Origin of the sequence: Sphingomonas sp. RB1R13, from assembly GCF_036663775.1 — a bacterium.
Taxonomy (GTDB): Bacteria; Pseudomonadota; Alphaproteobacteria; order Sphingomonadales; family Sphingomonadaceae; genus Sphingomicrobium.
In genome coordinates, this window is sequence record NZ_JAXOJM010000003.1 from 243,620 (window position 1) to 266,441 (window position 22,822).

Below are 22,822 nucleotides of genomic sequence, written 5' to 3' on the forward strand. Positions count from 1 at the left end.
GAAGGTCGATTGACTAGCGCGCGGCGCTGCGAACCGGAGCAATTTTCTGCCCCGGGTTGAGGAACGGCCCGGCCGACAACACGACCCGCTCCAGCCCCGAAAGCCCCGAAGCGATCGTTACCCCGGAGTCGCCGACCTGACCGATTGTGATGACCCGCCGCTCGATGATGTTATTCGTATTGACGACGTAGACGTAGTTGCCCTTCCCGTCGCTCAGCACCGCGCTTTGCGGTAGGACGGTCGCCGTCGTCGCACCGGCTGCGATCTTCGCCTCGGCGAAACCGCCCGGACGGATCGAAGACGAATAGGGGATGGCGATCCGTACCTCACCCTGGCGTGATTGCGGATCGATGATCGGCGAGACGAGCCGGACCGATCCGCTCAGCGTTTCGCTGCTTCCCAGTGGCGTGACCGTCGCCGGCATCCCGACATGGATCGATGCCAGGTCCTGCTGCGACATCGACGCGCGCATCTCCATCGCGCCGCCAAGCGCCAGGCGGAACAAACCGCCATTGCCCGGGCTGATGATCTGGCCGACCTCGACGCTTCGCGACAGGATCAGCCCGGCCGTCGGCGCACGCACCGCGAGCTGGCCGATTTGGGCCTGCGCGGCGCCAAGCTGGGCCTGCGTGACGCGAACTTGCGCATTCGCCGAATCGCGTGCGGCGCGCTTAGCGTCGAGATCGGCCTTGGAGACAAACCCGCCAGCAACGAGACCTTGGGCGCGATCGAGGTTGGACTGCGCCAGCGAGGCATTGGCCCGCGCCGCCGCGATCGATGCCGAAAGCTGTGCTGCCTGCTGCGCCTGGACCGAGCTATCGACCGTCGCGAGCACTTGCCCCGCCTTCACCCAGCTGCCGGCGTCGACCAGCACGCGTGTCACGCGCCCGCCGCTACCGGCGATGCCGACCGGCTGGTCGCGCTGAGCCGCGAGCGCGCCTGACGTGCTGATCACGCGGCCGACCGCGCTCTGGCCCGGAATGATGACGCTGACTGTCGGAATCTGCCCGCCGCCCGTCGCACCTGCCGCAGCAGCCGTCGCCGCCGCATCGGCCCGCTTTCCGCGATTCATCATCATCGCCAGTGCGATGGCAAGCGCGACAAGGGTGATCACCGCCACGGCAATTATGATGTTCCGGCGCCGGTTGGAACGGTCGACGACCACCAGCGTGTCTGAGCCTTCGAAGCGGGATTCGCGGTTCATATCGATCATTCTCTCAAGCGCCCGTAACGGTGGTCTCGAACCGAGCCGTCTCGAACTGTATTATCCCAATAGGTCAGTAACGGCAACTGGCCCGGTGCGCGCGTGCCCAAAAGCTTTTTTCGACCAACGGCGGCACTCGTGATACGAACCGGCGTTGGAGGCTCGTTAACCGCGCTTTCCGAACGATTGAACGAGGGGATACTCATGCTTGGATCACATGGCATTATCGGTTGGATCGTGATTGGCGGGCTCGCTGGGTTGATCGCCAAGGCCTTGATGCCGGGGCGCGATCCGGGTGGCTGCATCATCACCATCCTGCTCGGCATCGCCGGCGCGGTGGTCGCCGGCTATCTGGGCCAGATGCTCCACTTCTATCGTCCGGGAGATGCGGTCGGCTTCATCGGCGCGATCGTCGGCGCCTTCGTCATCCTGTTCATCTATCGAATGATCGCGGGGCGTCGTCGGCTCTGACGACGTCGTTCTGGCCGCGCAACGGCCGTTCACTACCCAGCCATCCCGCCACGGTCATCGGGGCGGGATGGTTTTTACATGTCAGGAGAAGCGCATGAAGAAGTATTTATTGGCGATGTCGGCGATGTCGCTGCTCGTGCCTGCCGCCGCCGCCGCGCAGGTCACCACCAATCTGACTCAGCCGATCAGCGGCACTCGGCTGGATATCAGCGCGACCGGTGAAGTCACCCGCGTTCCCGACATCGCCACCATTTCGGCGGGTGTCACGACCCAGGCGACAACTGCGGTCGATGCAATTGGCCAGAATGCCGCGCGGATGGAGCGGGTTCGCGCCGCGCTGAAGCGCGCCGGCATTGCCGATCGCGATATCCAGACGGCGTCGATCAACCTGTCACCACAATATAAGTACGGCGATAATCAGCCGCCGTTGCTGACCGGCTACCAGGCGTCGAACCAGCTGTCGGTCCGCTTTCGCGACATTCGCGCCTCGGGCAAGATCCTCGACGCGCTCGTTGCCGAGGGATCGAACCAGATAAGCGGGCCAAACCTGTCGATCGAGCACCCCGAAACCGCGCTCGACGAAGCCCGCGGCAAAGCGGTCGCCTCCGCTCGCGCCCGCGCCGACCTTTACGCGCGCGCGCTCGGCATGCGCGTCGTTCGCGTTATCTCGGTTAGCGAAAGCGGCGGTTATTCGCCGCCACAGCCGATGCCATACATGGTGGCGCGCGCCCAGATGGCGGAGGCCAAGACCACGGTTGATCCCGGGGAGCAGCAGTTGCAGATCAACGTCGCGATGACGTTTGAACTTCAATAGCGAAAGAAAAGGGCCGCGCAGCTATGCTGCGCGGCCCTGTCCTAGTCCGATAATGACCGGTCGTTTAGCGGACTGAACCGCGACGAACCAGGTTCACCACCGCCAGCAGGATGACTGCACCAAGCAGCGACCACAGGAAGGCGTTGATGTTCAGCGGAGCGCCGTTGAGGCCCTCCTTGTTGAAGATGAAATTGGCAATCACTGAACCCACGATGCCGACGATTACATTAAGGACGATGCCTTGCTGTCCATCGGTGCGCATGATCATGCTTGCGAGCCAACCACAGATGCCGCCGATGATCAGCCAGATAATGATACCCATGTACGTTCCCTCCTGTTCGCGGCCGCCCGGAGGCGACCTTCCGGCATCAAGACGCGTGATGCCCGCATCTTGTTCCGCATCAGGAACGCTCTGTCTAGTGTCGCTTGCGAAACGATAGGCTTGAGCGATTGCGCCTAGTAGCGCTGCTGGCGCTCATACTGGTCGCGATAATGCTTGATCCGGGTCACGCGCAGACCGGGCATACCACTGCGATCGACCGCGCGTTGCCAGCTGGTGAACTCTTCCAGGCTGAGCGTGTAGCGCTGGCACACTTCGTCTACGCTCAGCAGCCCACCGGCCACCGCGGCGACGACTTCGGCCTTGCGCCGGACCACCCAGCGCGTGGTCTGCGCTGGCGGAAGGCTATCGAGCGTCAAAGGCTCGCCGAGCGGACCGATGACCTGTGCTGGCCGGAATTTCTGATTCTCAAGCATGCCGTTCTAGACCTTATGTCCTTGTTGACCTGAGACCGAATTAACGGACCCGCTTGAAGATAATCGTAAGGGTGGTGGTAAATGCACGTGTCACTCTTCCTTACCTCCGCTTAACCCTCTTTTGCCCGTCGTTTTGCCGCTTGCGAACGCGCCGCCGAGCAACGCGCCCGCGTCGCGCCAGCCATTGGCGGCAGACAGATAATGCGCGATGGTTTCGGCCCGGGCGGAGCCTTGCGGAGCGACATTGCCAAGCAATGCCCGCAGGTCACAATCGTCGATCGCCCTGCTCTGCGCTGCTTCCAACTTACCCTCCGGTCGCGACAATATTTTTCTCCCGACGACCGGCAAAGCGGCCTTCATTCCCCTTAGCTAGACCAACAGGGTGAACATCGGGTAAAGGCTCCTCATGCCCCCGCCGCCCCCGATCGATTTCGACCTGCCCCGGTCGGCCGCCGACGCGCGCATCGTCGTCGCCATGTCGGGCGGGGTCGACAGTTCGGTCGTCGCGGCACTCGCCGCCAACACCGGCGCCGAAGTGATCGGAGTCACGCTCCAGCTCTACGATCATGGCGAGGCAGTAAAGCGCAGTGGCAGCTGTTGCGCCGGGCAGGATATCTACGATGCAAAGACCGTGTGCGACCGGCTCGGCATTGCCCATTATGTGCTCGATTACGAAAGCCGTTTCCGCACCGGGGTGATCGACCGCTTCGCCGATGAATACGCCCGCGGTCGCACTCCCGTGCCCTGCTCGCTGTGCAACCAGGGGGTGAAGTTCGTCGACCTGATCGCCTTCGCCCGCGAACTTGGTGCCGATTGCCTGGCGACCGGTCATTATGTCCGCCGCGTGATTGGCGACGATGGTCGCGCGCAACTGTGGAAGGGCCACGACCCGGCGCGCGACCAGAGCTATTTTCTCTACGGCACCACCCCCGACCAGCTCGACTTTCTCCGTTTCCCGCTTGGCGGCCTGCCCAAGAGCGAGGTTCGCCTGCTTGCCCGGCAGGCCGGGCTCGACGTTGCCGGGAAGCCCGACAGCCAGGACATCTGCTTCGTTCCCGACGGCGATTATGCCGGGCTCGTGAAGCGACTCCGACCCGAGACTGCCGCACCGGGCGATATCGTCAACTTGGCGGGCGACACGCTTGGTCAGCATCAGGGCGTGGTCCACTTCACCATCGGCCAGCGTCGAGGGATTGAGATCGGCGGACAGGCCGAGCCCTTGTACGTCGTGCGAATCGAGCCCGAGTCCCGCCGCCTTGTGGTCGGACCGCGCGCCGCGCTCGCAGTCGCCTCGGCGCGGGTCGAGGGGCTCAACTGGCTTGGTGAAGATCAGTGCAATATTATGGCCAAGGTCCGCTCGCTCGCCCTCCCCGTTCCGGCAACTTGGGACGGCGAGTGGCTAAGCTTTGCGGTTAACGAATACGGCGTGGCGCCTGGCCAGTCGGCCGTGTTTTACGATGGGCCGAGGCTGGTCGGCGGTGGGACGATCGCCGAGACGCGGATTGGGGTTGCCAAGGCCGCCTGATCGCAAGCTTTCCTTAACCCTGCGGGCACAGCGTCGCTGGCAGACCTTGGGAGGGCATGATGACAAACCTGCTTCGTCTGCTGCGCGACCAACGCGGGGCCAATGCCATCGAATATGCGCTCATCGCCGGGCTCATAGCGACTGCTGCGGTCGCCGCTTTCTCCAACCTCGGATCGGCGATCAACGGCAAATATCTATATGTGTCGAACTTGCTCGGCTGATCGACTAGGCCCCCGCTAACTGGGGGGACCATCATGACTGAATTCCATCTGGTCGACGTATTCGGCCAATCGCCATGTTCGGGCAATCCGCTGCCGATGATCGTCGCCGCCGACGCATTGTCTGCTGAGGAGATGCAGCGCATCACCCGCTGGTTCGGCTATTCCGAAACAGCCTTTCTCCTCTCACCGACCGATCCTGCTGCCGATTATCGAGTGCGCATCTTCACGCTCGATCGCGAGCTTCCCTTTGCCGGGCATCCGACACTGGGCGCCTGCCACGCCTGGCTCGCGTCGGGCGGGGCCCCGCGTCACGATCAGGCGATCGTCCAGCAATGCGGCGCCGGGTTGATCAATATCCGCCGCTCCGGCGACGAGCTTGCCTTTGCCGCCCCACCCCTTCTGCGTTCGGGGCCAGTTGAACCGGCAGATGTCGACCGCATTGCGACCTTCCTGTCGATCGACCCTTCCGCAATCGTCGATGCACAATGGGTCGACAATGGTCCGGGCTGGGTGGCGATCATGCTCGGCTCGGCTGACGAGGTACTTGCCCTGACCCCGCCGCCTAGCTGGCCCGAGCGGATCGAGCTCGGCGTCGTCGGTGCCCACCCGCCCGGCCACGCCGCCGCTTACGAGGTCCGCTCCTTCTTCAGCGGCGCCAAGCGCGAGATCATCGAGGATCCGATCACTGGAAGCCTCAACGCCAGCCTCGCCCAGTGGCTCGTCGGCAGCGGCCGCTTCGTTGCTCCCTATCTGGCAACCCAGGGAACCGCGCTTGGGCGCCACGGCCGAGTATCGATCGACCGCGACGGCGACCGCATCTGGGTCGGCGGCCGCACTGTGAGCATCGCCACCGGGTCGACGATCCTCGCCTAGCGAGACTCGGTTAGTTCGGACGACAGCATCGTCTCGCGGTCGGTATGCCCCTCAGGGTCGAGATGGATCAATATCTCGGTGTTCGGAAAGCGCTGCTGTAGCTTCTCCTCGATCATGTCCATCCGGTCGTGCGCCTCGCGGACGGTCCATTCGCCCGGCACCCACACATGGAACTGGACGAAGCGATGCGTACCACTCGACCGCGTGCGCAGGTCGTGAAGGCCGGCCAGCTCGGGATAGGTCGCAGCTTCGGCCAAGAACGAGGCGCGATCTTCCGAAGGCCATTCCTGGTCCATCAGCTGCGCAAGCACTTGCCGTGAACCTTTCCACGCGCCCCACAACAGCCACGCCGCGAGCACCAGCCCGAACAGTGCGTCACTGCCCTGCAGGTGAAGATACTGGTCGAGCACCAGCGCGACGATCACCGCGCCGTTGAGCAGCATGTCCGACTGGTAATGGAGATGGTCGGTCGAAATTGCGACCGATCCGGTCCGCCGAACGACATGCTTCTGATAGCTGGTCAGCGCGAAGGTCAGCAGGATCGCGACCAGCGACACGCCGATGCCAAGCTCGGCATGCGAAGTCTCGGCACCATGCGCCAGCCGCTGGATCGAGCGCACTGCAATTGCAACCGCCGACGCCGAGATGATGACGACCTGGACCATCGCGACCAGTGCTTCGGCCTTGCCGTGCCCGAAGCGGTGGTCATGATCGGCGGGCTGGGCCGCGATCCGCACCCCGAACAGGGTGACTAGGCTGGCGAGCAGGTCTAACGCCGTGTCGGCGAGGCTGCCGAGCATCGCCACCGATCCCGTCGCTGCCGCCGCCCAGCCCTTCAGCCCAAGCAAGACCAGTGCCGACGCCACGCTCGCCATCGCCGCACGGGTCGACAGCGTTGATCGCTCGGCGTGCGTGCCCTGGTGATGGTGGTGGGTTTCGCTCATGGGTAGAGCAGGCCTTCGCTCCAGCCGTCGCCGTCACGGGTGAACAGTCGGCGATGGTGAAGGCGGTGCTCTCCATCCTCCCAAAACTCGATCGCCTTCGGGGTCACGCGGAAGCCCGACCAACGCGGCGGGCGCGGCACCTCTTCGCCCTCGAACCGCCGCCCGACGTCGGCGACCCGCTCGACGAACGTCTCGCGCCGGTCGAGGGGACGCGACTGGTCGCTCGCCCATGCTCCGATCCGCGAGGTGCGGCCACGGCTGGCGAAATAGGCATTCGCCTCGACCTCCGACACCGCGCTCACCGGTCCCTCGATCCGCACCTGGCGGCGAAGTGATTTCCAGTGGAACAGCAGCGCGGCGCTCGGATTGGCGGCCAGCTCGCCGCCCTTGCGACTGTCGAGGTTGGTGTAGAAGACGAACCCGCGCTCGTCATGACCCTTGAGCAGGACCATTCGTACCGACGGATGACCATCGGCGTCGGCAGTCGCTAGCGCCATCGCGTCGGGGTCGTTGGGTTCGGACGCCTTCGCCTCGGTAAACCAGGTGTCGAACAGCGCAAAGGGATCGTCGGCCATGGTCTTGCCTTACGCCGACGCGATACTGCGCCGCAACATGCTTGTCGGTGCCCGGCAGCAAACCCATTTTGCAGTCGCTATATTATCCGCCTAAGGGACCTCATGGACTTATATCAACGCCTCGGGATCAAGCGCGGCGCGACCGACGTCGAGATCAAGAAGGCTTATCGCAGCCTGGCGAAACAGCTTCACCCCGACCGCAACAAGGATAATCCCAAGGCCAACGAGCGCTTCAGCCAGGTGACGCAGGCCTATGACATCCTTGCCGACAAGGACAAGCGCGGCCGCTATGACCGCGGCGAGATTGACGAGGACGGCAATCCCAAGTTCGCCGGTTACAGCGGCGGCGGATCGGCGCGTCAGGGGGGAAGTCCGTTCGGCGGTGCCGCGCCCGAGGGCTTCGACCAAGGCCAGGGCCCCGACCTGTCCGACCTGTTCGAAGGCCTGTTCGGAGCGCAAGGCGCTGGCGGTGCTCGCCCCGGCGGCGGCTTCTCGGGCTTCGGCCGGCGAAGTCCGCCCCCGCCGCAGAAAGGCGCCGACCTCGCCTATCGGCTGAAAGTCCCGTTCGTCGATGCAGCGATCCTCAAACCCCAGCGCGCCACGCTGTCGGGCGGCAAGACGATCGACCTGAAACTGCCGGGCGGGGTCGAAGACGGAACCAAGATTCGCCTCGCCGGCCAGGGACAAGACGGCACCGGGGGCAAGGGCGACGCGATCGTCCAGATCGAGATTGTCCCCCATCCCTTCTACACCCGCGACGGCCACAATATCCGCCTGACGCTGCCAATCAGCCTTTCGGAGGCGGTGCTCGGCGGCAAGGTCAAGGTGCCCACTCCCGACGGCGCCGTCATGCTGTCGATCCCCAAAGGCGCCAGCTCGGGCAAGGTCATGCGGCTGAAGGAACGCGGCTTCACCGACAAGGCGGGCAAGCGCGGCGACGTGCTGGTCAGCATCGCAATCGACATTCCCGCTGGCGACGCCGATCTCGAACAATTCGCATCCGGCTGGACCGGGGGCGGCAACCCACGGGCGGCTCTCGGGGTTTGAGTCGTCCATGAAAAGCTATTCTCCCCAGTCGCCCGAGCAACGGCGCAAGCGGCTGGCCGATCTCAAGGCCAAGTTCGGCAGCGACGTCGCCGAGAAATTCCGTCCGACCAACACGCCGTGGACCGTCACCAAACGGGTCGCGATCGGGGTCTATTCGGATGGCTTCATCCATGCCGGCAACCTCGCCTATCTCGCGGTCCTCGCGCTGTTCCCCTTCTTCATCCTGGCCGCCGCCGTCGCGCATCTGTTCGGGCAGAGCCAGGACGCGATCCTGACGGTCAACAACATCCTCCAGCGGCTTCCCCCCAACGTCGCCGAGCTGATGCGCGACCCGATCCGCGAAGTGCTGACCCAGCGGACCGGAACCCTTTTGTGGTTCGGCGGCGCCGTCGGGCTGTGGACTGCGGCCAGCTTCATCGAGACGATCCGCGACATCCTGCGCCGTTCCTATGGCGTCGAATATAGCGCTCCCTTCTGGACCTATCGGCTAAGCTCGATCGCGCTCATCCTTGGCGCGGTCGTGCTGATGATGGTCGCGCTCGGCGCCTCGGTCCTGCTCGCCTCGGTCCATGAAGCGGTCACCACCTGGTTCCCCTTCGCCAGCGGGCTCGGCACCAAGCTTGGCTTCTATCGCATCGCCCCTGCCCTCACTCTCTATGTCACTTTCTACATCCTGTTCCTCGCGCTCACTCCGTCGCGCTATCGCACCATGACCTGCCGCAAATGGCCCGGCGCGCTGTTCGTCACCGCCTGGTGGCTGGCGGTGGTCGAGCTGCTGCCGCGCATCATCGCCTGGTTCGGCGGCTATCAGAAGACTTATGGCAGCCTGGCCGGGATCATGGTCGCGCTGATCTTCTTTTTCTTCGCCGGGTTGGGCGTGACGATCGGGGCCGAGCTCAACGCGGCACTGGCGGATGCTGGCGGCAAGGCGCTAAGGGGCGAAGTCTATAGCGGGCCGTTCAGCGACGAGCTGGAGGTGGTCGAACCGCAGGAAGACGAGGATTCGTCGCCTGAGCTGATCGGCAGCCGAACCGTCGCGCCGGCTACGAAGGGGAGTGAAGTATGAGCGGACTGATGGCGGGGAAACGCGGGCTGATCATGGGCCTGGCCAACGAGCGATCGCTGGCTTGGGGGATTGCCAAGGCGCTGGGCGGCGCGGGGGCCAAGCTGGCCTTTACCTATCAAGGCGATGCGCTCGAGAAGCGGGTTCGTCCGCTCGCCGCCGAATTGGGTTCGGACCTGCTGATCGACTGCGATGTCAGCGACATGGGCGCGCTCGATGCGGCCTTCGCCAGCCTCAAGAGCCACTGGGACAGCCTCGATTTCGTCGTCCACGCGATCGGCTTCTCCGACAAGAACGAGCTTCGTGGCAAATATGTCGAGACCAGCCTCGACAATTTCCTGATGACGATGAATATCTCGGTTTATTCGTTCGTCGCGGTCGCCGAGCGGGCGCGGGCGATGATGAGCCCGGGGGGCGCGATGCTGACCTTGTCCTATTACGGCGCCGAGAAGGTCATCCCGCACTATAACGTCATGGGCGTGGCCAAGGCCGCGCTCGAGACGTCGGTGAAATATCTCGCCGCCGATCTCGGACCCGACGGGCTTCGCGTGAACGCCATTTCCGCCGGCCCGATCAAGACACTGGCGGCGAGCGGGATCGGCGACTTCCGCTACATCATGAAGTGGAACGAGTATAATTCCCCGCTCCGCCGCAACGTGACGATCGAGGATGTCGGCGGCGCCGCGCTGTACCTGCTTAGCGACCTGGCGTCGGGCGTGACGGGCGAGATCCACCACGTCGACGCGGGCTATAACGTCATCGGCATGAAAGCCGAGGACGCGCCGGATATTTCGACGGTCTGACATGACCGACCACGTCGCGCGAAAGCTGCCCCGCGATCTGGCGGGGTATTGGCGAATGGAAGCGATGAACATCGCGCTCGTTCCGGGGCTCGCGCTGTTCTTTGGCTTTCCGCACAACCGGCTGGAGTTGCTGGCACTTGGTGTGGCGTCTGTGAGCACGGCTGCTTTTCTGCTGGTCGGCACGTTCTACTGGCGCGGGGTGGAGCGTCGGGCCCGACTCGGTGATTTGGCAGCGCTGGATCACGCGCTGCGCTTCGCCGGTCGCATCGAATTCCCTGCTTTGATGCTGTCGGTGATCGCGGCCTTGGTCACCTGCTGGGGCTCGTGGACAAATGGCTGGTCGGCGTCGATCATCGCCTCTGCCGCGCTGGTGGTCTTGTCGGCACTGGAATATATCAATTATTATCACTGGCAGCTGCAGATATTCGACCATGCCGCCGACTTCCGGCGGATGATCACGACGCGGCGGTTGAAGCGCGCGCACATGGGGCGAGAGCTCGCGCGGATGCGGCATCGCGACCGTGCTTGAACCGGGTTCACAACTACGAATGTTCACAGATGTTCGCGGTCGTGACGATGTTTTCCTTGACGCACTTCCTCGCCGCGAGGGGCGTGGAGCGGAGTCGGAAAGTGTGCGCGAAGCTCATGGCATAAGCCAAGCATGAGCGACGGCCTGTAGGACAGGAAAATCCACGGGAATGGCCAACATGCGTTCTTGAACGCTTCATGAGCGCCTAAGCTGGAACTGCTGACGTCCCGACCGGCACCGTCGCCCGCTTGCCCACCTGCCATCCGAGCCAGCTTGTAGCTGCGCCAATGACGAAGCCCGTCAGCACGATCGTCGCCGCCGGCACGTTGCCAATGAAGGTGTCGAACCGCCTCAACACGTCGAAATTGATCGCAAAGCCCATCGCCAGCATCTCGACGATAATGAAGCCCGCAGTGAGCAGGAACGGTCTGGCGCGCTCGCCGACCCGCAACCAGATGACAGCGATAATCGCCAGTTCAATCGCCATTGACCATTCGATCGAGGACATGACGCGCGGGAAGTCTGCCGGCCCGTTGACCTTGAACGCCGGCACTACGAACGATGCCGCCCGGCTGAATGGCGACTCGAACAATATCAGCGGCGTTGACAGCATGTAGCCGGCGTGGACCCATACCTTCCGCCGGAATTTGAGCGCCCGGTAGTACACCGTTACATAAGCTGCCATCGCAACCATCGTGCCGATCATGAAGCTGGGGCCGTAGAGTAGGTGCAGCGGCTCTCTCTCAACCCAATTCTTGGCCTGAATACTTATGATCGCGGCGAGCCCGCCGGTAAGGAAGGGGAACAGGAATAAGCTCGCCATGCCGACGACACGGTGGATCGGCAGCTGCGGCTTGCGGTGTCCGGTCCAGCTTTGCGCAGTCACCAGCAGCACCCAGCAGCTGGCGGCGATGCCGTGGGCATGGAATTGCCACGGGACATTGCCCGCCACCGCAAAATAACTTGGCCAGAAGCCGGTGATGATCACCGCGATTACGCCGAGCATGTAAAGATGCGCGCGTGGATATGGCATTGTCGTGCTCCCCTGCTTTCGCGCGTGAAACGATAGCACGGTGGGGGAACGGAGTCATCGCCAATGTCGGGAAGGCGACACCGCCTATGTACTCCTGTCGGACGTGGCCTACGGTTGCTGAAGTCTGCCGTTGGTCGGAAGCCGTCGCTCTCCAGATCCTGATTGGGAAGAAGCGGGGTCCCGGGTCAAGCCCGGGGTGAGGGTCAGTTGCTGAACGGGTCTTTCACCAAAATCGTGTCGTCGCGCTGGGGGCTGGTCGAGACCAGCGCCACCGGGCACCTGATCAATTCCTCGATCCGCCGCACATATTTGATCGCCTGCGCCGGCAAGTCGGCCCACGACCGCGCGCCCGCCGTTGTGCCTTCCCAGCCGTCGATTTCCTCATAGACCGGCTCTACCCGGGCCTGGTCGGCGGCATGGGCGGGGAAATAGTCGTAAGTGGTGTCGCCGATGCGATAGCCGGTGCAGATCTTGATCCGGTCGAACCCGTCGAGCACGTCGATCTTGGTGAGGGCAATGCCGGTGATGCCGCTGACCGCCGCCGCCTGCCGCACCAGCACCGCGTCGAACCAGCCGCAGCGGCGCTTGCGCCCGGTGACGGTGCCGAATTCATGCCCGCGTTCGCCGAGGCGCTGGCCAGTCTCGTCCTCGAGCTCGGTCGGGAACGGCCCGCTGCCGACCCGCGTAGTGTACGCCTTGACGATGCCGAGCACGAACCCCGCCGCGCCCGGACCCATGCCACTGCCCGATCCGGTGGTTCCGGCGACGGTGTTCGACGAGGTCACGAACGGGTAGGTGCCATGGTCGACGTCGAGCAGCACGCCCTGCGCGCCTTCGAACAGGATGCGCTTGCCGGCGCGTGATGCCTCGTCGAGGTCGCGCCACACCGGGCGGGCGAACTGAAGGACGAAGTCGGCAATCTCGGCGAGGTCATTCTTGAGCCGCTGGCGGTCGACCGGGGGCTCGTTGAATCCGGCGCGCAGGGCGTCGTGATGCGCGCATAATCGGTCGAGCATCGGGTCGAGCTGGTCGAGATGCGCCAGGTCGCACACCCGGATCGCACGGCGGCCGACCTTATCCTCATAGGCCGGGCCAATCCCGCGCCGGGTCGTGCCGATCTTGCCCGCGCCCGACGCATCCTCGCGCAACGCATCGAGGTCGCGGTGGATGGGGAGGATCAACGCGCAAGTTTCGGCGATACGCAGCACTTCGGGGGTGACCGAAACCCCCTGCGCGACGATCCGATCAACCTCGGCCTTCAATGCCCACGGATCGAGCACTACGCCATTGCCGATCACCGACGGCGTCCCGCGAACAATTCCCGAGGGAAGCAGCGAGAGCTTGTAGACGGCGTCGCCGACGACCAGCGTATGGCCGGCGTTATGCCCGCCCTGGAAGCGGACGACGACGTCGGCCCGGCTGGCGAGCCAGTCGACGATCTTGCCCTTCCCCTCGTCGCCCCACTGCGCGCCGATGACGGTGACGTTGCCCATGTTGTTCCCGTGTACTGAGGCGGTCACCCGCGGTTCAGCCGCGCTCCTATTGATTGCGGGGCAATTGGTCCAGCAAAGGGAACGGAAAATGCGGATTTCACGGGGCGTGGCGGGCGCGGCTAAAACTTCAGCGGACGCACTAGCTTGACCCCCGCCAGCGCCTCGACCTTGGCGACCACGTCGGGGCCGACCGGCTCGTCGACCGACAGCAGCAGGATCGCATCGCCGCCGGCAATCCGCCCGAGATGGAAGGTCCCGATGTTGATGTTCGCCTCGCCGAGCAGGGTGCCGAGACGGCCGATGAAACCCGGACGATCCTCGTTGACGATGTAAAGCATGTCGCCAACCAGATCGGCCTCGACCTTGACCCCGAACAATTCGACCAGCCGCGGCGCCGAATTGCCGAACAACGTCCCCGCGACGGTCCGCTCGCCCGCCTGGGTACGTGCCGAGACGCGCAGCAGCGTATGGTAGTCGCCCTCGCGATCGTGGCGAACCTCGCGCACGTCGAGACCGCGTTCCTTCGCCAGCACCGGCGCATTGACCATGTTCACCGTATCCGAATGGACGCGCATGAAGCCGGCCAGCACCGCGCCCGTGATCGGCTTGGCATTGAGCGCGGCGGCGGCGCCCTCGGTCTCGATCGATAGGCAGGCGATCGAGCCATGGGCCAGCTGGCCGACCAGGCTGCCAAGCTTTTCGGCGAGCGCCATGTAGGGCTTGAGGCGCGGCGCTTCTTCGGCCGACAGGCTCGGCATGTTCATCGCATTGGTGACGCCGCCGAGCAGGAGGTAGTCGCTCATCTGTTCGGCGACCTGGATTGCAACGTTGACCTGCGCCTCGCTGGTCGACGCACCGAGGTGGGGGGTGGAAACGAAGTTGGGAGTGTTGAACAAGGGCGAGGCCTTGGCGGGCTCGCTCTCGAACACATCGAGCGCGGCGCCGCCGACCTGGCCACTATCGAGCGCGTCCTTGAGCGCGGCCTCGTCGATCAGCCCGCCGCGGGCGCAGTTGATGATGCGGACGCCCTTCTTGGTCTTGGCAATATTTGCCGCCGACAAAATGTTGCGAGTCTGATCGGTCAGCGGCGTGTGCAGCGTGATGAAGTCGGCGCGGGCAAGCAGCTGGTCGAGCTCGACTTTCTCGACGCCCATTTCGACCGCGCGCTCCGGGGTCAGGAACGGGTCGAACGCGACCACTTTCATCTTGAGCCCGAGCGCGCGCGACGCGACGATCGAGCCGATATTGCCCGCGCCGATCAGGCCCAGCGTCTTGCCGGTGACCTCGACCCCCATGAAGCGGTTCTTTTCCCACTTGCCAGCCTGGGTCGAAGCGTCGGCCTCGGGAAGCTGGCGGGCCAGCGCGAACATCAGCGCAATGGCATGTTCGGCAGTCGTAATCGAATTGCCGAACGGGGTGTTCATGACGACGACGCCGCGCGCCGTTGCTGCCGGAATATCGATATTGTCGACCCCGATGCCGGCGCGACCGACGACTTTGAGGTTGGTGGCGGCGTCGAGGATCCTGGCGGTCACCTTGGTCGACGAGCGGATTGCGAGCCCGTCATAGTCGCCGACGATCGCGGCGAGTTCGTCGGGGGTCTTGCCGGTGATTTCGTCGACATGAATTCCGCGCTCGCGGAAGATGGCGGCGGCGCGGGGATCCATCTGGTCGGAAATGAGCACTTTGACGGTCATGATGATGTCCTGTTTTATTCGCCGTCGCCCCGGACTTGATCCGGGGTCCCGCTTCTTAGCGGGGGCGAGGGATTTAAGCGGGACCCCGGATCAAGTCCGGGGCGACGATCAGGATTTGAGGCTGGCCCACGCCCAGTCGAGCCACGGGCCGAGCGCCACGATATCGGCCGTATCGACCGTCGCGCCGCACCAGATGCGCAGCCCGGGCGGGGCATCGCGGTAGCCGGCGATATCGTACGCCGCTTGCTCGCCTTCGAGCAGGCCGGCGAATTTCTTGATGAAATCCTCGTCGGCCCCCTCGACCGTCAGGCAAACGCTGGTCTTCGACCGGATCGCCGGATCGGCCGCGAGATGGCCGAGCCATGGGCGCTCGCTGACAATCTTGTCGAGCGCCGCGGCATTGGCGTCGCTGCGCGCGATCAGGCCGTCCGCCCCGCCGACAGATTTTGCCCATTCGAGCGCGAAAATCGCGTCCTCGACCGCCAGCATCGACGGGGTGTTGATCGTCTCGCCCTTGAACACGCCCTCGGTCAGCTTGCCCTTCGAGGTCAGGCGGAAGACTTTCGGCAGGGGCCAGGCGGGGGTGTGATTCTCCAGCCGTTCGACCGCGCGGGGGCCGAGGATCAGCACGCCATGCGCGCCCTCCCCGCCAAGCACTTTCTGCCACGAAAAGGTCGCGACATCGACCTTCGCCCAGTCAATGTCATAAGCGAACACCGCGCTGGTCGCGTCGGCGAACGACAGGCCCTGGCGGTCATCCGGGATCCAGTCGGCATTGGGCACGCGGACGCCCGATGTCGTGCCGTTCCAGGTGAACAGGACATCGTTCGACCAGTCGACCGAATCGAGGTCAGCGATCTGGCCATAATCGGCGCGGATCACGGTCGGATCGAGCTTCAATTGCTTGACCGCGTCGGTCACCCAACCCTCGCCGAAACTTTCCCACGCCAGCGTGGTGACGGGACGCTGCCCAAGCATCGTCCACATCGCCATCTCATAGGCGCCAGTGTCCGATCCGGGCACGATCCCCAAGCGATGCGTGGCGGGGAGCTTCAACAGCTCGCGCATCAGGTCGATCGAATATTGCAGCCGCGCCTTGCCGATCTTCGAGCGGTGCGAGCGCCCAAGACATTCGGTGGCGAGCTTGGCGGGATCCCAACCGGGCGGCTTGGCGCACGGGCCGGACGAGAAAAACGGACGCGCAGGGCGCGTGGCAGGTACGTTCACTTAGTCTCTCCTCACAGAGAGCACGCGCCGCGTTGGGACGGCGTGGCCCGGGGCCGCTCATAGCGTTGGATCCCATTTGTGCAAGCGCGAGATAGTGAATTTGCTGCACCGTCGGCTGCAATCGAATCAAACAAATCGCAAGGCCTTCAAACGGTTCACCGCAAGCTCCCCGCGCTTCGTCCCGTAGGCCGGAACGTTCGGTTGAATTGATTAACCAATCAGGGTTTGAAGTGCGGGCTACCAATCGATGGGCAATTCGATCGGTCTGGCAACGGGGCTGGGGAGCTCCTTGCAATAGGGATGAGGCGGCGAAGTGATTCGCCGCGTCGGACGAGTTTGGAGCAACGATGACCGCTGTGCTGGCCATTTCGCAGAAGCTAATTCGCAATCGGGACGTCTTCGTTCACGACGGGTCGACGCTTCGTCGCCTGCGCCTGTCGGTGCCATTCCAGATGATGTTTCTCGCCGCGCTGGCCGTGCTCGTCGCTTTTTCGGGTTTTTCGATGGCGAAGCTGCTGACCGGCCATCCCGTGGCCGTTGCCCCCGCCCTTCCTGCCGCAACCGAAGCCCGCGCCCGCCAGATCGAGCAGCGCCAGGCCCTGATCGAAGCCGCACTATCGGGCCGCAAGCTCGACGCCAGCGCGCTTGCCGCCGCCGATGGGTCGGTCGGCATTGGCCCGCTCGCCCGCGTCGAGACCGCCCAGCTCCAGCAGGCCGCCCTCGTCGCCCGCGCACTCGACGTTCGCTATCAGGTCACCGCGTCCGAGCTTCAGCGCCTTGGCCTGACCCCGGCGCGACTTGGCCAGACGGGCGAAGGCGGACCGTTCGAAAGCGTGAAGGCCGATCCCACTTTCAAGGCGCTGTTTTCGAGCTGGAAGAAACTCGACAGCCTTCAGGATGGCGTGATCGCCGTGCCTTCGGAAAAGCCCGTCCGCACCGCCGCCTTCACCTCGGGGTTCGGGGTTCGTACCGATCCGTTTGCTGCCCGGGCTGCGATGCACCCCGGAATTGACCTTGCCGGCCCGATGGGCACCCCGATCTACGCCACCGCCGACGGCACCGTGCTTCGCGCCGGATGGAACGCAGGCGGCTATGGCAACCTCGTCGAGATCGATCATGGCAAGGGCATCGCGACCCGTTACGGCCATATGTCTGCAATTCTCGTCTCGGCCGGCCAGCACATCACGCGCGGCCAGCAGATCGGCCTTATGGGCTCGACCGGGCGTTCGACCGGCAGCCACCTTCATTATGAAGTCCGCATCGACGGCCGCCCGGTCAATCCGATCCCGTTCATGCGGTCGACCGATTACCTGCTCGCGATGCGCGCCGGTTCGGGCGCCGCGCTCGACCAGGTCGCGATGGGTGGGCCCAAGCGGTAAGCTTGCTTACCGTGCCAACAAAGGCGCGCTGAGCTTGCTGATAGGGCAAGCGAGCCCTATCTTCTCTCTATGACCGCCGATATCCAGCTGACCGCCAGCGCCGCCAGGCGCGTGGCCGCGATCGCCGCCAAGCTGTCGAAACCCGCCGTGCTTCGCCTTGCGGTCGAGGGCGGGGGCTGTGCCGGGTTCAGCTACAAGTTCGCATTGGGCGAGCCCGAGGCAGGAGACGCCGAGGCCGAAACCGATGGCGTGAAGCTGGTCGTCGACGAGGTCAGCCTCGACCTGGTGCGCGGATCGGCGGTCGATTTCGTCGAGGATATGGGCGGATCGGCGTTCAAGGTGACCAATCCCAACGCCGCCAGCGGCTGCGGCTGTGGATCGAGCTTTTCGATCTAGGGTGCTCCCGCTACGGCGGTGTCCATGAAAATCGCGACCTATAACGTCAACGGCATCCGCGCCCGCTTGCCCCGCCTGCTCGAGTGGCTGGAGCGCGAGGCGCCCGATGTCGTGTGCCTGCAGGAATTGAAATGCGCCGACGAGTCGCTGCCAATCGGCGATATCGAGGCAGCGGGCTATGGTGCGGTGTGGCACGGGCAGAAAGGCTTCAACGGGGTCGCGATCCTGGCCAAGGGCGACGCGCCCGCGCTTCGTCATGTCGGCCTGCCCGGCGATCCCGACGACAGCCATTCGCGCTATATCGAGGCCGAGGTCGGGGGCGTGATCATCGCCTCGCTCTACTTGCCCAACGGCAATCCGGTGGGAACCGAGAAGTTCGCCTACAAGCTCGCCTGGATGGAACGGCTTCGCAGCCACGCTGCCGGGCTTCTGGCCGAGGAGCGGCCGGTGGTGCTGGCGGGGGACTGGAATGTCATTCCCGAGGATCGCGACGTGTTCTCGGCAAAGGCCGTTGCCAAGGATGCGCTGATCCAGCCGCAGACGAGGGCCGCGTGGCGGACGATCGTCAACCAGGGGTGGACTGATTCGCTGCGTGCGCTTCATCCCACCGATGCCAAGCTGTGGACCTTTTGGGATTACACGATGGGCGCCTGGCAACGCGACCTCGGCTTTCGCATCGATCACTTGCTGCTCAGTCCGCAAGCGGTCGACCGGCTGCGCGCCGCCGGAGTCGACCGCTGGCCGCGCGGCGAGGAAAAGGCGAGCGACCATACCCCGGTGTGGGTGGAGCTCGCCTAGAGCGCTTTTTCGTAAACCCGGTACGTGTGATTGACCGTCGCGCCGGGAAGTTCGGCGATCGACATCATTCCCTGATTATCCTCCAGGATCCAGCCGAACTCGCCGTGGGTTGCCTCATATTTGCCGACTGCATCGCGGCGGATATGCTCGATCAGCATGAGGGCAAGCTGGCCCGCAAGCCGGGTGCCGTGGAGCTTCTTGGCGACCCCCATCAGCGGCACGCGAATGCGCTTCGTGCGCGGTTTGCGCAGCCGCCACAGCAGTTTCACGAAGCCGAACGGGAACAACTCGCCATTCAGATCCCTGGTCAGTTCATTGACGTCGGGGATGGTCAGCATGAACGCCGCCGGCTCGAAGCCTGCGCCGGGCTCCGACCCGGTGGCCAGCTCGGCGATGCGCACCAGCTCGGGATAGATGATCGGCTTCAGTTTCTTGCCGGCATAGGCGATTTCCGCAGGGGTCAGCGGGACATAACCCCAATTGTCCGACCAGGCGTCGTTGAGCAGGTTGAGGATGATCGCCGAATCGCGTTCAAAGTTCGACTTGTCGACGGCACGAATGCGAATTCGCGGGTTCTTCTCCCCGGCCGCCACCAGCCGCGCCATGACCCCCTGTGCCTCGGGCCTTATGTCGACTTCATAGGTCAACAAATCCTTGGCCTTGGCGTAGCCCGTGCCCTCGATCCAGCCCTGATAAGCGGGCCGATGATGCCCCATCATGATCATCGGCGACTGGTCGAAGCCCGAGATCAGCAGGCCCGGCTCGTCCCAGATCGACAGGCTGATCGGGCCCATCGCGCGGGTCATGCCCTGCGCGCGCAGCCACTCCTCGGCGGTCGCGATCAGCGCGTTGGCCGCCTCGCCATCGAGCGCCTCGAACATGCCCCACTGGCCGGTCCCGGCCCCCATATGCTCGAGCACTAGCTGGTCGACCTGCGCGCTGATCCGGCCGACGACCCTGCCATCACGCTCCGCCAGCCACAGCATCGCCCTGGCGTGTTCGAACCATGGGTTCTTTTTCGGATCGATCAGCCCGTGGACTTCGTCCTTGAGCGGCGGGACCCAGGCGGGGTCGTCACGGTAGACGTCCCAGGCGAGGTTCACGAACTGCTTGCGGTCGGCCTTGGTGACGACCGGCCGGATGGTTACGCCACTCATCAGCCAGCGCTCCGCCGTTCGATCGTCGCGCCGACGGCCGACAGTTTCTCCTCGAGCCGCTCGTACCCGCGATCGAGGTGATAGACGCGCAGCACTTCGGTCTCGCCCTCGGCCATCAGCCCGGCGAGAACCAGGCTCATCGACGCGCGCAAATCGGTCGCCATGACCTGCGCTCCGGTCAGCCCGGCGACGCCATGGACGATCGCCGATCGCCCGCGCACGTCGATGCTGGCGCCCATCCGGCGAAGTTCGGGAACGTGCATGTAGCGATTTTCGAAGATCGTCTCCTCAAGGAAGCTTTCGCCCTGCGCCAGACACAGCATGGCCATGAATTGCGCCTGCATGTCGGTCGGGAAACCGGGATAGGGCGCGGTCGAGATGGACAGCGGTCGCAAGGGCTTGTCGGCGGTGACCTTCATCCCACGATCATGGAATTCGACCACCAGCCCGGTCGCCGCGAGCGCGTTGGTGATCGCCAGCATGTCGTGCGGGCGCGCGCCGATCAGGTCGATCGACCCGCCGGTGATCCCCGCCGCGCAGGCATAGCTGCCCGCCTCGATCCGATCGGGCATGACGTCATAGTCGCAGCCGTGAAGCCCCTCGACGCCGTCGACGATCAGGTGCGACGAGCCGATGCCGTCGACCTTGCCGCCCATCGCGACGAGCAGATTGCACAGATCGACAATCTCGGGCTCGCGCGCAGCGTTGAACAACTGGGTCCGGCCGGTGGCGAGGCTCGCCGCCATCAGCGCATTCTCGGTCGCCCCGACCGAGACCACGGGGAAGCTGTAGTCGCCGCCCGGCAGCCGACCCCTGGGCGCGACCGCCTTCACATAGCCTGCGGCCAGTTCAATCTCGGCGCCCATTGCCTCCAAAGCGCGCAGATGGAGGTCGATCGGGCGGTCGCCGATCGCGCAGCCGCCGGGCAGCGACACGGTCGCCTCGCCGGCGCGCGCCAGCATCGGTCCGAGCACGAGGATCGAGGCGCGCATCTTGCGGACCATGTCATAGGGCGCGACGGTCGAGGCGATATCGCGTGCATGGAGCGTCATCCGCCGCCCGAACTCGCCCTTGCGCACCCCCTCGACCTTGGTCGAGGCGCCGAGCCCGTTGAGGAGGTGGGAGAAATTGTCGACGTCGGCGAGGCGCGGCAAATTGCCGAGGGTCAGAGCGTCTTCAGTGAGCAGCGCGCACGGTAGCAGGGTGAGCGCCGCATTCTTCGCCCCCGAAATAGGAATGGCGCCCTCAAGGCGCTTTCCGCCGACGATGTGAATGGAATCCATGGCTAGGCTTTAGACGGTCACGCGCCAGTCACAAGAGGCCCGGGCGCTAAGCCTTTTCCAGCGTGCATTGCAGCGGGTGTTGATTCTCGCGCGCGAAGTCGACCACTTGCGCGACCTTGGTTTCGGCGACTTCGTAGGTGAATACCCCGCACACCGCGAGACCGTGCTGGTGGACCTGGAGCATCACCCGCGTGGCGTCCTCGATCCCCATCGAGAAGAAGCGCTGGAGACACAGCACGACGAACTCCATCGGCGTGTAATCGTCGTTGAGCATGAGGACTTTATAGTCGCTCGGCTTCTTGGTGCGCGGGCGAGTGCGGGTGACGACGCCGGTGTCGCCATCCTCCCGTCCGCCGCCGCCGGCGCCGCGCCCGTCATCATCGGAACCGTCGCCGCCGCGCCCGGGTTCGTCGCCGCTCATGCTGTCTATGCTCATCATCCCCCTGAATATGGCACTGCGGGCCGTTCAGGCAAGGCGCGAAACGTCGCCGACGGCAGGAAAGCGGGCGCCCGAAACGGAAGCGGCCCGCGCAGCCCCATACATCGGGGTCGCGCGGGCCGCTGGGCTGGGGACCGAGGAGGGGGTCCGCCAGCCTGTCTTGTAGAAGCCAGAAATTAAGCGGCGGTAAGCTCGCTAAACTTCTCGGCGTTGACGCTCGCGCGGCTCGAAAGCGGCTGAACGGCTTCACCGGCAAGCTTCACCATATGCTCAGTGATCTTCGAACCGTCGGCGACCATGCGGTCGAACGAAGCGCGGAACATGTCCGACTGCAGCTGGAAGAACTCGGTCGGCGACTTGGCTTCGGCCAGCGTCTTGACGGCGGCAGTGGCGTGCTCGACGCCCGACTTGGTGGTGGCGACGATCTCGGTGCCGAGGTCACGCGCGCCGGCGGCGGCGATACGGCCCGACTCGACGACGGCTTCCATGTTGGCCTTGGCCGCTTCGCTCATCTGCTCGGCGAGCAGCTGGGTCTTGCGGACGGCGTCCTGGCCCTTGGCGCCGACGTCGGCGAACATGGTCTGGAACTTTTCGGCACCGGGGACCTGGGTGAAACCGGCAAACGCGTTGGTGGTGTCCATGATGTTGGATCCTTTGAAGAGGGGGAATTTGGCTTGATTGAGAACCGGCGCGACGACCGCGGCGACGGATTTGCGAACATATTTGCGCTTCGTCGGCGCCGTTGCGGTCTTGGACGTGGCCTTGCTGACCGCCTTCGCGACGGCCTTTACGACCGGGGTCGTGGCGACCGGCTTGGACGCGGGCTTCGCAGCGGCCTTGGCAACCAGCTTCTTCTTGGTGCGCTTAGCCACCGGCTTCGCAACCGACTTGACGGCTGCAGTCTTCGCCGGAACGGCCTTGGCGGCGACCGGAGCCGACTTGGCTTCGACCGGAGCCGGGGCTTTCACAACGGGCGCCGCCGACTTGACCGGAGCGCCAGTCTCGCCCGACGTCGGAGCCGCCTCGGCTTCGATCTTGGGTTCGACGGTGTTGGGCAGATCGTTCATTAGTAACTCCTATGTTGCAGTGCACAAT

At 64.6% G+C, this 22,822-nt stretch carries 26 protein-coding genes; 12 read left to right on the forward strand and 14 right to left on the reverse strand.

Annotated features, from left to right (window positions below):
* Positions 1–13 precede the first annotated feature (13 nt).
* A complete protein-coding gene (locus U1700_RS10630) occupies positions 14–1,204 on the reverse strand; it encodes an efflux RND transporter periplasmic adaptor subunit (RefSeq protein WP_332752633.1) in 1,191 nt (396 codons plus the stop codon).
* A 204-nt stretch (positions 1,205–1,408) separates the two neighbouring features.
* Here U1700_RS10630 and U1700_RS10635 point away from each other — a divergent pair, with 204 nt between their 5' ends.
* Entirely contained in the window at positions 1,409–1,675 is a 267-nt protein-coding gene (locus tag U1700_RS10635; protein WP_332752634.1) for a GlsB/YeaQ/YmgE family stress response membrane protein, read from the forward strand.
* Positions 1,676–1,769: 94 nt separating this feature from the next.
* Entirely contained in the window at positions 1,770–2,489 is a 720-nt protein-coding gene (locus U1700_RS10640) for an SIMPL domain-containing protein (RefSeq protein ID WP_332752635.1), read from the forward strand.
* 64 nt (positions 2,490–2,553) lie between these two features.
* Here the strand turns inward: U1700_RS10640 and U1700_RS10645 are convergent, their stop codons facing one another.
* The 3 genes from U1700_RS10645 to U1700_RS10655 form a co-directional block, all read right to left on the reverse strand.
* Positions 2,554–2,811 (reverse strand): GlsB/YeaQ/YmgE family stress response membrane protein, encoded by a 258-nt coding sequence (locus U1700_RS10645; RefSeq protein ID WP_332752636.1) that lies wholly within the window; start codon positions 2,809–2,811, stop codon positions 2,554–2,556.
* A gap of 134 nt (positions 2,812–2,945) precedes the next feature.
* A complete protein-coding gene (gene sciP / locus U1700_RS10650; RefSeq protein WP_332752637.1) occupies positions 2,946–3,245 on the reverse strand; it encodes a CtrA inhibitor SciP in 300 nt (99 codons plus the stop codon).
* A 90-nt stretch (positions 3,246–3,335) separates the two neighbouring features.
* On the reverse strand, positions 3,336–3,548 hold the full coding sequence (locus U1700_RS10655; RefSeq protein WP_332752638.1) for a hypothetical protein: 213 nt from the start codon (positions 3,546–3,548) through the stop codon (positions 3,336–3,338).
* A 103-nt stretch (positions 3,549–3,651) separates the two neighbouring features.
* Between U1700_RS10655 and mnmA the strand changes: the two genes are divergently transcribed.
* The 3 genes from mnmA to U1700_RS10670 are packed head-to-tail and all read left to right on the forward strand — an operon-like array spanning position 3,652 to position 5,864.
* The gene (gene mnmA, locus U1700_RS10660; RefSeq protein WP_332752639.1) at positions 3,652–4,770 is read left to right on the forward strand and encodes a tRNA 2-thiouridine(34) synthase MnmA; all 1,119 of its coding nucleotides are present in this window, start codon (positions 3,652–3,654) and stop codon (positions 4,768–4,770) included.
* A gap of 59 nt (positions 4,771–4,829) precedes the next feature.
* Positions 4,830–4,991, forward strand: coding sequence for a Flp family type IVb pilin (locus U1700_RS10665; RefSeq protein ID WP_332752640.1), 162 nt, complete (start codon positions 4,830–4,832; stop codon positions 4,989–4,991).
* Between the two features lie 33 nt (positions 4,992–5,024).
* On the forward strand, positions 5,025–5,864 hold the full coding sequence (locus tag U1700_RS10670; RefSeq protein WP_332752641.1) for a PhzF family phenazine biosynthesis protein: 840 nt from the start codon (positions 5,025–5,027) through the stop codon (positions 5,862–5,864).
* Here the strand turns inward: U1700_RS10670 and U1700_RS10675 are convergent.
* Both U1700_RS10675 and pdxH read right to left on the reverse strand, forming a co-directional pair.
* A complete protein-coding gene (locus tag U1700_RS10675) occupies positions 5,861–6,808 on the reverse strand; it encodes a cation diffusion facilitator family transporter (protein ID WP_332752642.1) in 948 nt (315 codons plus the stop codon). The genes U1700_RS10670 and U1700_RS10675 overlap by 4 nt on opposite strands.
* On the reverse strand, positions 6,805–7,383 hold the full coding sequence (pdxH, locus tag U1700_RS10680; protein WP_332752643.1) for a pyridoxamine 5'-phosphate oxidase: 579 nt from the start codon (positions 7,381–7,383) through the stop codon (positions 6,805–6,807). The genes U1700_RS10675 and pdxH overlap by 4 nt, the downstream gene beginning before the upstream one ends.
* 102 nt (positions 7,384–7,485) lie before the next feature.
* On the opposite strand from pdxH, the gene U1700_RS10685 reads away from it, so the two are divergent.
* The 4 genes from U1700_RS10685 to U1700_RS10700 are packed head-to-tail and all read left to right on the forward strand — an operon-like array spanning position 7,486 to position 10,825.
* Complete coding sequence (locus U1700_RS10685) at positions 7,486–8,430, forward strand: DnaJ C-terminal domain-containing protein (protein WP_332752644.1); 945 nt, start codon at positions 7,486–7,488, stop codon at positions 8,428–8,430.
* 7 nt (positions 8,431–8,437) lie between these two features.
* Positions 8,438–9,496: a YihY/virulence factor BrkB family protein gene (locus U1700_RS10690; RefSeq protein WP_332752645.1), complete on the forward strand. Its 1,059-nt coding sequence runs from the start codon at positions 8,438–8,440 to the stop codon at positions 9,494–9,496.
* Positions 9,493–10,296 carry an enoyl-ACP reductase FabI gene (gene fabI / locus U1700_RS10695; RefSeq protein ID WP_332752646.1) on the forward strand — a complete coding sequence of 268 codons (804 nt, stop codon included), beginning with the start codon at positions 9,493–9,495 and terminating at the stop codon, positions 10,294–10,296. The genes U1700_RS10690 and fabI overlap by 4 nt, the downstream gene beginning before the upstream one ends.
* Before the next feature lies 1 nt (position 10,297).
* Positions 10,298–10,825: a hypothetical protein gene (locus U1700_RS10700; protein WP_332752647.1), complete on the forward strand. Its 528-nt coding sequence runs from the start codon at positions 10,298–10,300 to the stop codon at positions 10,823–10,825.
* Between the two features lie 205 nt (positions 10,826–11,030).
* On the opposite strand, the gene U1700_RS10705 is transcribed toward U1700_RS10700, so the two are convergent.
* From U1700_RS10705 to U1700_RS10720, 4 genes are all read right to left on the reverse strand, one after another.
* Positions 11,031–11,858 carry a hypothetical protein gene (locus U1700_RS10705; protein ID WP_332752648.1) on the reverse strand — a complete coding sequence of 276 codons (828 nt, stop codon included), beginning with the start codon at positions 11,856–11,858 and terminating at the stop codon, positions 11,031–11,033.
* Positions 11,859–12,061: 203 nt separating this feature from the next.
* A complete protein-coding gene (locus U1700_RS10710; RefSeq protein ID WP_332753001.1) occupies positions 12,062–13,351 on the reverse strand; it encodes an adenylosuccinate synthase in 1,290 nt (429 codons plus the stop codon).
* Between the two features lie 119 nt (positions 13,352–13,470).
* The gene (serA, locus tag U1700_RS10715) at positions 13,471–15,048 is read right to left on the reverse strand and encodes a phosphoglycerate dehydrogenase (protein WP_332752649.1); all 1,578 of its coding nucleotides are present in this window, start codon (positions 15,046–15,048) and stop codon (positions 13,471–13,473) included.
* Positions 15,049–15,156: 108 nt separating this feature from the next.
* The gene (locus U1700_RS10720; protein ID WP_332752650.1) at positions 15,157–16,275 is read right to left on the reverse strand and encodes a phosphoserine transaminase; all 1,119 of its coding nucleotides are present in this window, start codon (positions 16,273–16,275) and stop codon (positions 15,157–15,159) included.
* A gap of 347 nt (positions 16,276–16,622) precedes the next feature.
* Between U1700_RS10720 and U1700_RS10725 the strand changes: the two genes are divergently transcribed.
* From U1700_RS10725 to xth, 3 genes are all read left to right on the forward strand, one after another.
* A complete protein-coding gene (locus U1700_RS10725) occupies positions 16,623–17,654 on the forward strand; it encodes a M23 family metallopeptidase (protein ID WP_332752651.1) in 1,032 nt (343 codons plus the stop codon).
* 69 nt (positions 17,655–17,723) lie between these two features.
* The gene (locus U1700_RS10730) at positions 17,724–18,050 is read left to right on the forward strand and encodes a HesB/IscA family protein (RefSeq protein ID WP_332752652.1); all 327 of its coding nucleotides are present in this window, start codon (positions 17,724–17,726) and stop codon (positions 18,048–18,050) included.
* 24 nt (positions 18,051–18,074) lie between these two features.
* Complete coding sequence (gene xth, locus U1700_RS10735; RefSeq protein WP_332752653.1) at positions 18,075–18,848, forward strand: exodeoxyribonuclease III; 774 nt, start codon at positions 18,075–18,077, stop codon at positions 18,846–18,848.
* On the opposite strand, the gene U1700_RS10740 is transcribed toward xth, so the two are convergent.
* From U1700_RS10740 to phaP, 4 genes are all read right to left on the reverse strand, one after another.
* Positions 18,845–20,005, reverse strand: a complete 1,161-nt coding sequence (locus U1700_RS10740) for an N-acetyltransferase (RefSeq protein WP_332752654.1) — start codon at positions 20,003–20,005, stop codon at positions 18,845–18,847. The two genes, xth and U1700_RS10740, sit on opposite strands and share 4 nt — an antisense overlap.
* Positions 20,005–21,288 carry a UDP-N-acetylglucosamine 1-carboxyvinyltransferase gene (gene murA, locus U1700_RS10745; protein ID WP_332752655.1) on the reverse strand — a complete coding sequence of 428 codons (1,284 nt, stop codon included), beginning with the start codon at positions 21,286–21,288 and terminating at the stop codon, positions 20,005–20,007. The genes U1700_RS10740 and murA overlap by 1 nt, the downstream gene beginning before the upstream one ends.
* A 46-nt stretch (positions 21,289–21,334) precedes the next feature.
* Positions 21,335–21,727: an ATP-dependent Clp protease adapter ClpS gene (gene clpS / locus U1700_RS10750; protein WP_332752656.1), complete on the reverse strand. Its 393-nt coding sequence runs from the start codon at positions 21,725–21,727 to the stop codon at positions 21,335–21,337.
* 176 nt (positions 21,728–21,903) lie between these two features.
* Entirely contained in the window at positions 21,904–22,794 is an 891-nt protein-coding gene (gene phaP / locus U1700_RS10755; protein ID WP_332752657.1) for a phasin family protein, read from the reverse strand.
* Between the last annotated feature and the right edge of the window lie 28 nt (positions 22,795–22,822).

Excerpts from the sequence above, each read along its gene's own strand:
- sciP (WP_332752637.1), bottom strand. The coding sequence starts at position 3,245 with ATGCTTGAGAATCAGAAATTCCGGCCAGCACAGGTCATCGGTCCGCTC.
- pdxH (WP_332752643.1), bottom strand. The coding sequence starts at position 7,383 with ATGGCCGACGATCCCTTTGCGCTGTTCGACACCTGGTTTACCGAGGCG.
- U1700_RS10700 (WP_332752647.1), top strand. The coding sequence starts at position 10,298 with ATGACCGACCACGTCGCGCGAAAGCTGCCCCGCGATCTGGCGGGGTAT.
- phaP (WP_332752657.1), bottom strand. The coding sequence starts at position 22,794 with ATGAACGATCTGCCCAACACCGTCGAACCCAAGATCGAAGCCGAGGCG.
- U1700_RS10710 (WP_332753001.1), bottom strand. The coding sequence starts at position 13,351 with ATGGGCAACGTCACCGTCATCGGCGCGCAGTGGGGCGACGAGGGGAAG.
- U1700_RS10730 (WP_332752652.1), top strand. The coding sequence starts at position 17,724 with ATGACCGCCGATATCCAGCTGACCGCCAGCGCCGCCAGGCGCGTGGCC.
- U1700_RS10690 (WP_332752645.1), top strand. The coding sequence starts at position 8,438 with ATGAAAAGCTATTCTCCCCAGTCGCCCGAGCAACGGCGCAAGCGGCTG.
- U1700_RS10630 (WP_332752633.1), bottom strand. The coding sequence starts at position 1,204 with ATGAACCGCGAATCCCGCTTCGAAGGCTCAGACACGCTGGTGGTCGTC.
- U1700_RS10635 (WP_332752634.1), top strand. The coding sequence starts at position 1,409 with ATGCTTGGATCACATGGCATTATCGGTTGGATCGTGATTGGCGGGCTC.
- U1700_RS10665 (WP_332752640.1), top strand. The coding sequence starts at position 4,830 with ATGACAAACCTGCTTCGTCTGCTGCGCGACCAACGCGGGGCCAATGCC.
- U1700_RS10705 (WP_332752648.1), bottom strand. The coding sequence starts at position 11,858 with ATGCCATATCCACGCGCGCATCTTTACATGCTCGGCGTAATCGCGGTG.
- U1700_RS10740 (WP_332752654.1), bottom strand. The coding sequence starts at position 20,005 with ATGAGTGGCGTAACCATCCGGCCGGTCGTCACCAAGGCCGACCGCAAG.
- U1700_RS10725 (WP_332752651.1), top strand. The coding sequence starts at position 16,623 with ATGACCGCTGTGCTGGCCATTTCGCAGAAGCTAATTCGCAATCGGGAC.
- serA (WP_332752649.1), bottom strand. The coding sequence starts at position 15,048 with ATGACCGTCAAAGTGCTCATTTCCGACCAGATGGATCCCCGCGCCGCC.
- clpS (WP_332752656.1), bottom strand. The coding sequence starts at position 21,727 with ATGATGAGCATAGACAGCATGAGCGGCGACGAACCCGGGCGCGGCGGC.
- U1700_RS10645 (WP_332752636.1), bottom strand. The coding sequence starts at position 2,811 with ATGGGTATCATTATCTGGCTGATCATCGGCGGCATCTGTGGTTGGCTC.
- xth (WP_332752653.1), top strand. The coding sequence starts at position 18,075 with ATGAAAATCGCGACCTATAACGTCAACGGCATCCGCGCCCGCTTGCCC.
- murA (WP_332752655.1), bottom strand. The coding sequence starts at position 21,288 with ATGGATTCCATTCACATCGTCGGCGGAAAGCGCCTTGAGGGCGCCATT.
- U1700_RS10675 (WP_332752642.1), bottom strand. The coding sequence starts at position 6,808 with ATGAGCGAAACCCACCACCATCACCAGGGCACGCACGCCGAGCGATCA.
- fabI (WP_332752646.1), top strand. The coding sequence starts at position 9,493 with ATGAGCGGACTGATGGCGGGGAAACGCGGGCTGATCATGGGCCTGGCC.
- mnmA (WP_332752639.1), top strand. The coding sequence starts at position 3,652 with ATGCCCCCGCCGCCCCCGATCGATTTCGACCTGCCCCGGTCGGCCGCC.
- U1700_RS10640 (WP_332752635.1), top strand. The coding sequence starts at position 1,770 with ATGAAGAAGTATTTATTGGCGATGTCGGCGATGTCGCTGCTCGTGCCT.
- U1700_RS10685 (WP_332752644.1), top strand. The coding sequence starts at position 7,486 with ATGGACTTATATCAACGCCTCGGGATCAAGCGCGGCGCGACCGACGTC.
- U1700_RS10670 (WP_332752641.1), top strand. The coding sequence starts at position 5,025 with ATGACTGAATTCCATCTGGTCGACGTATTCGGCCAATCGCCATGTTCG.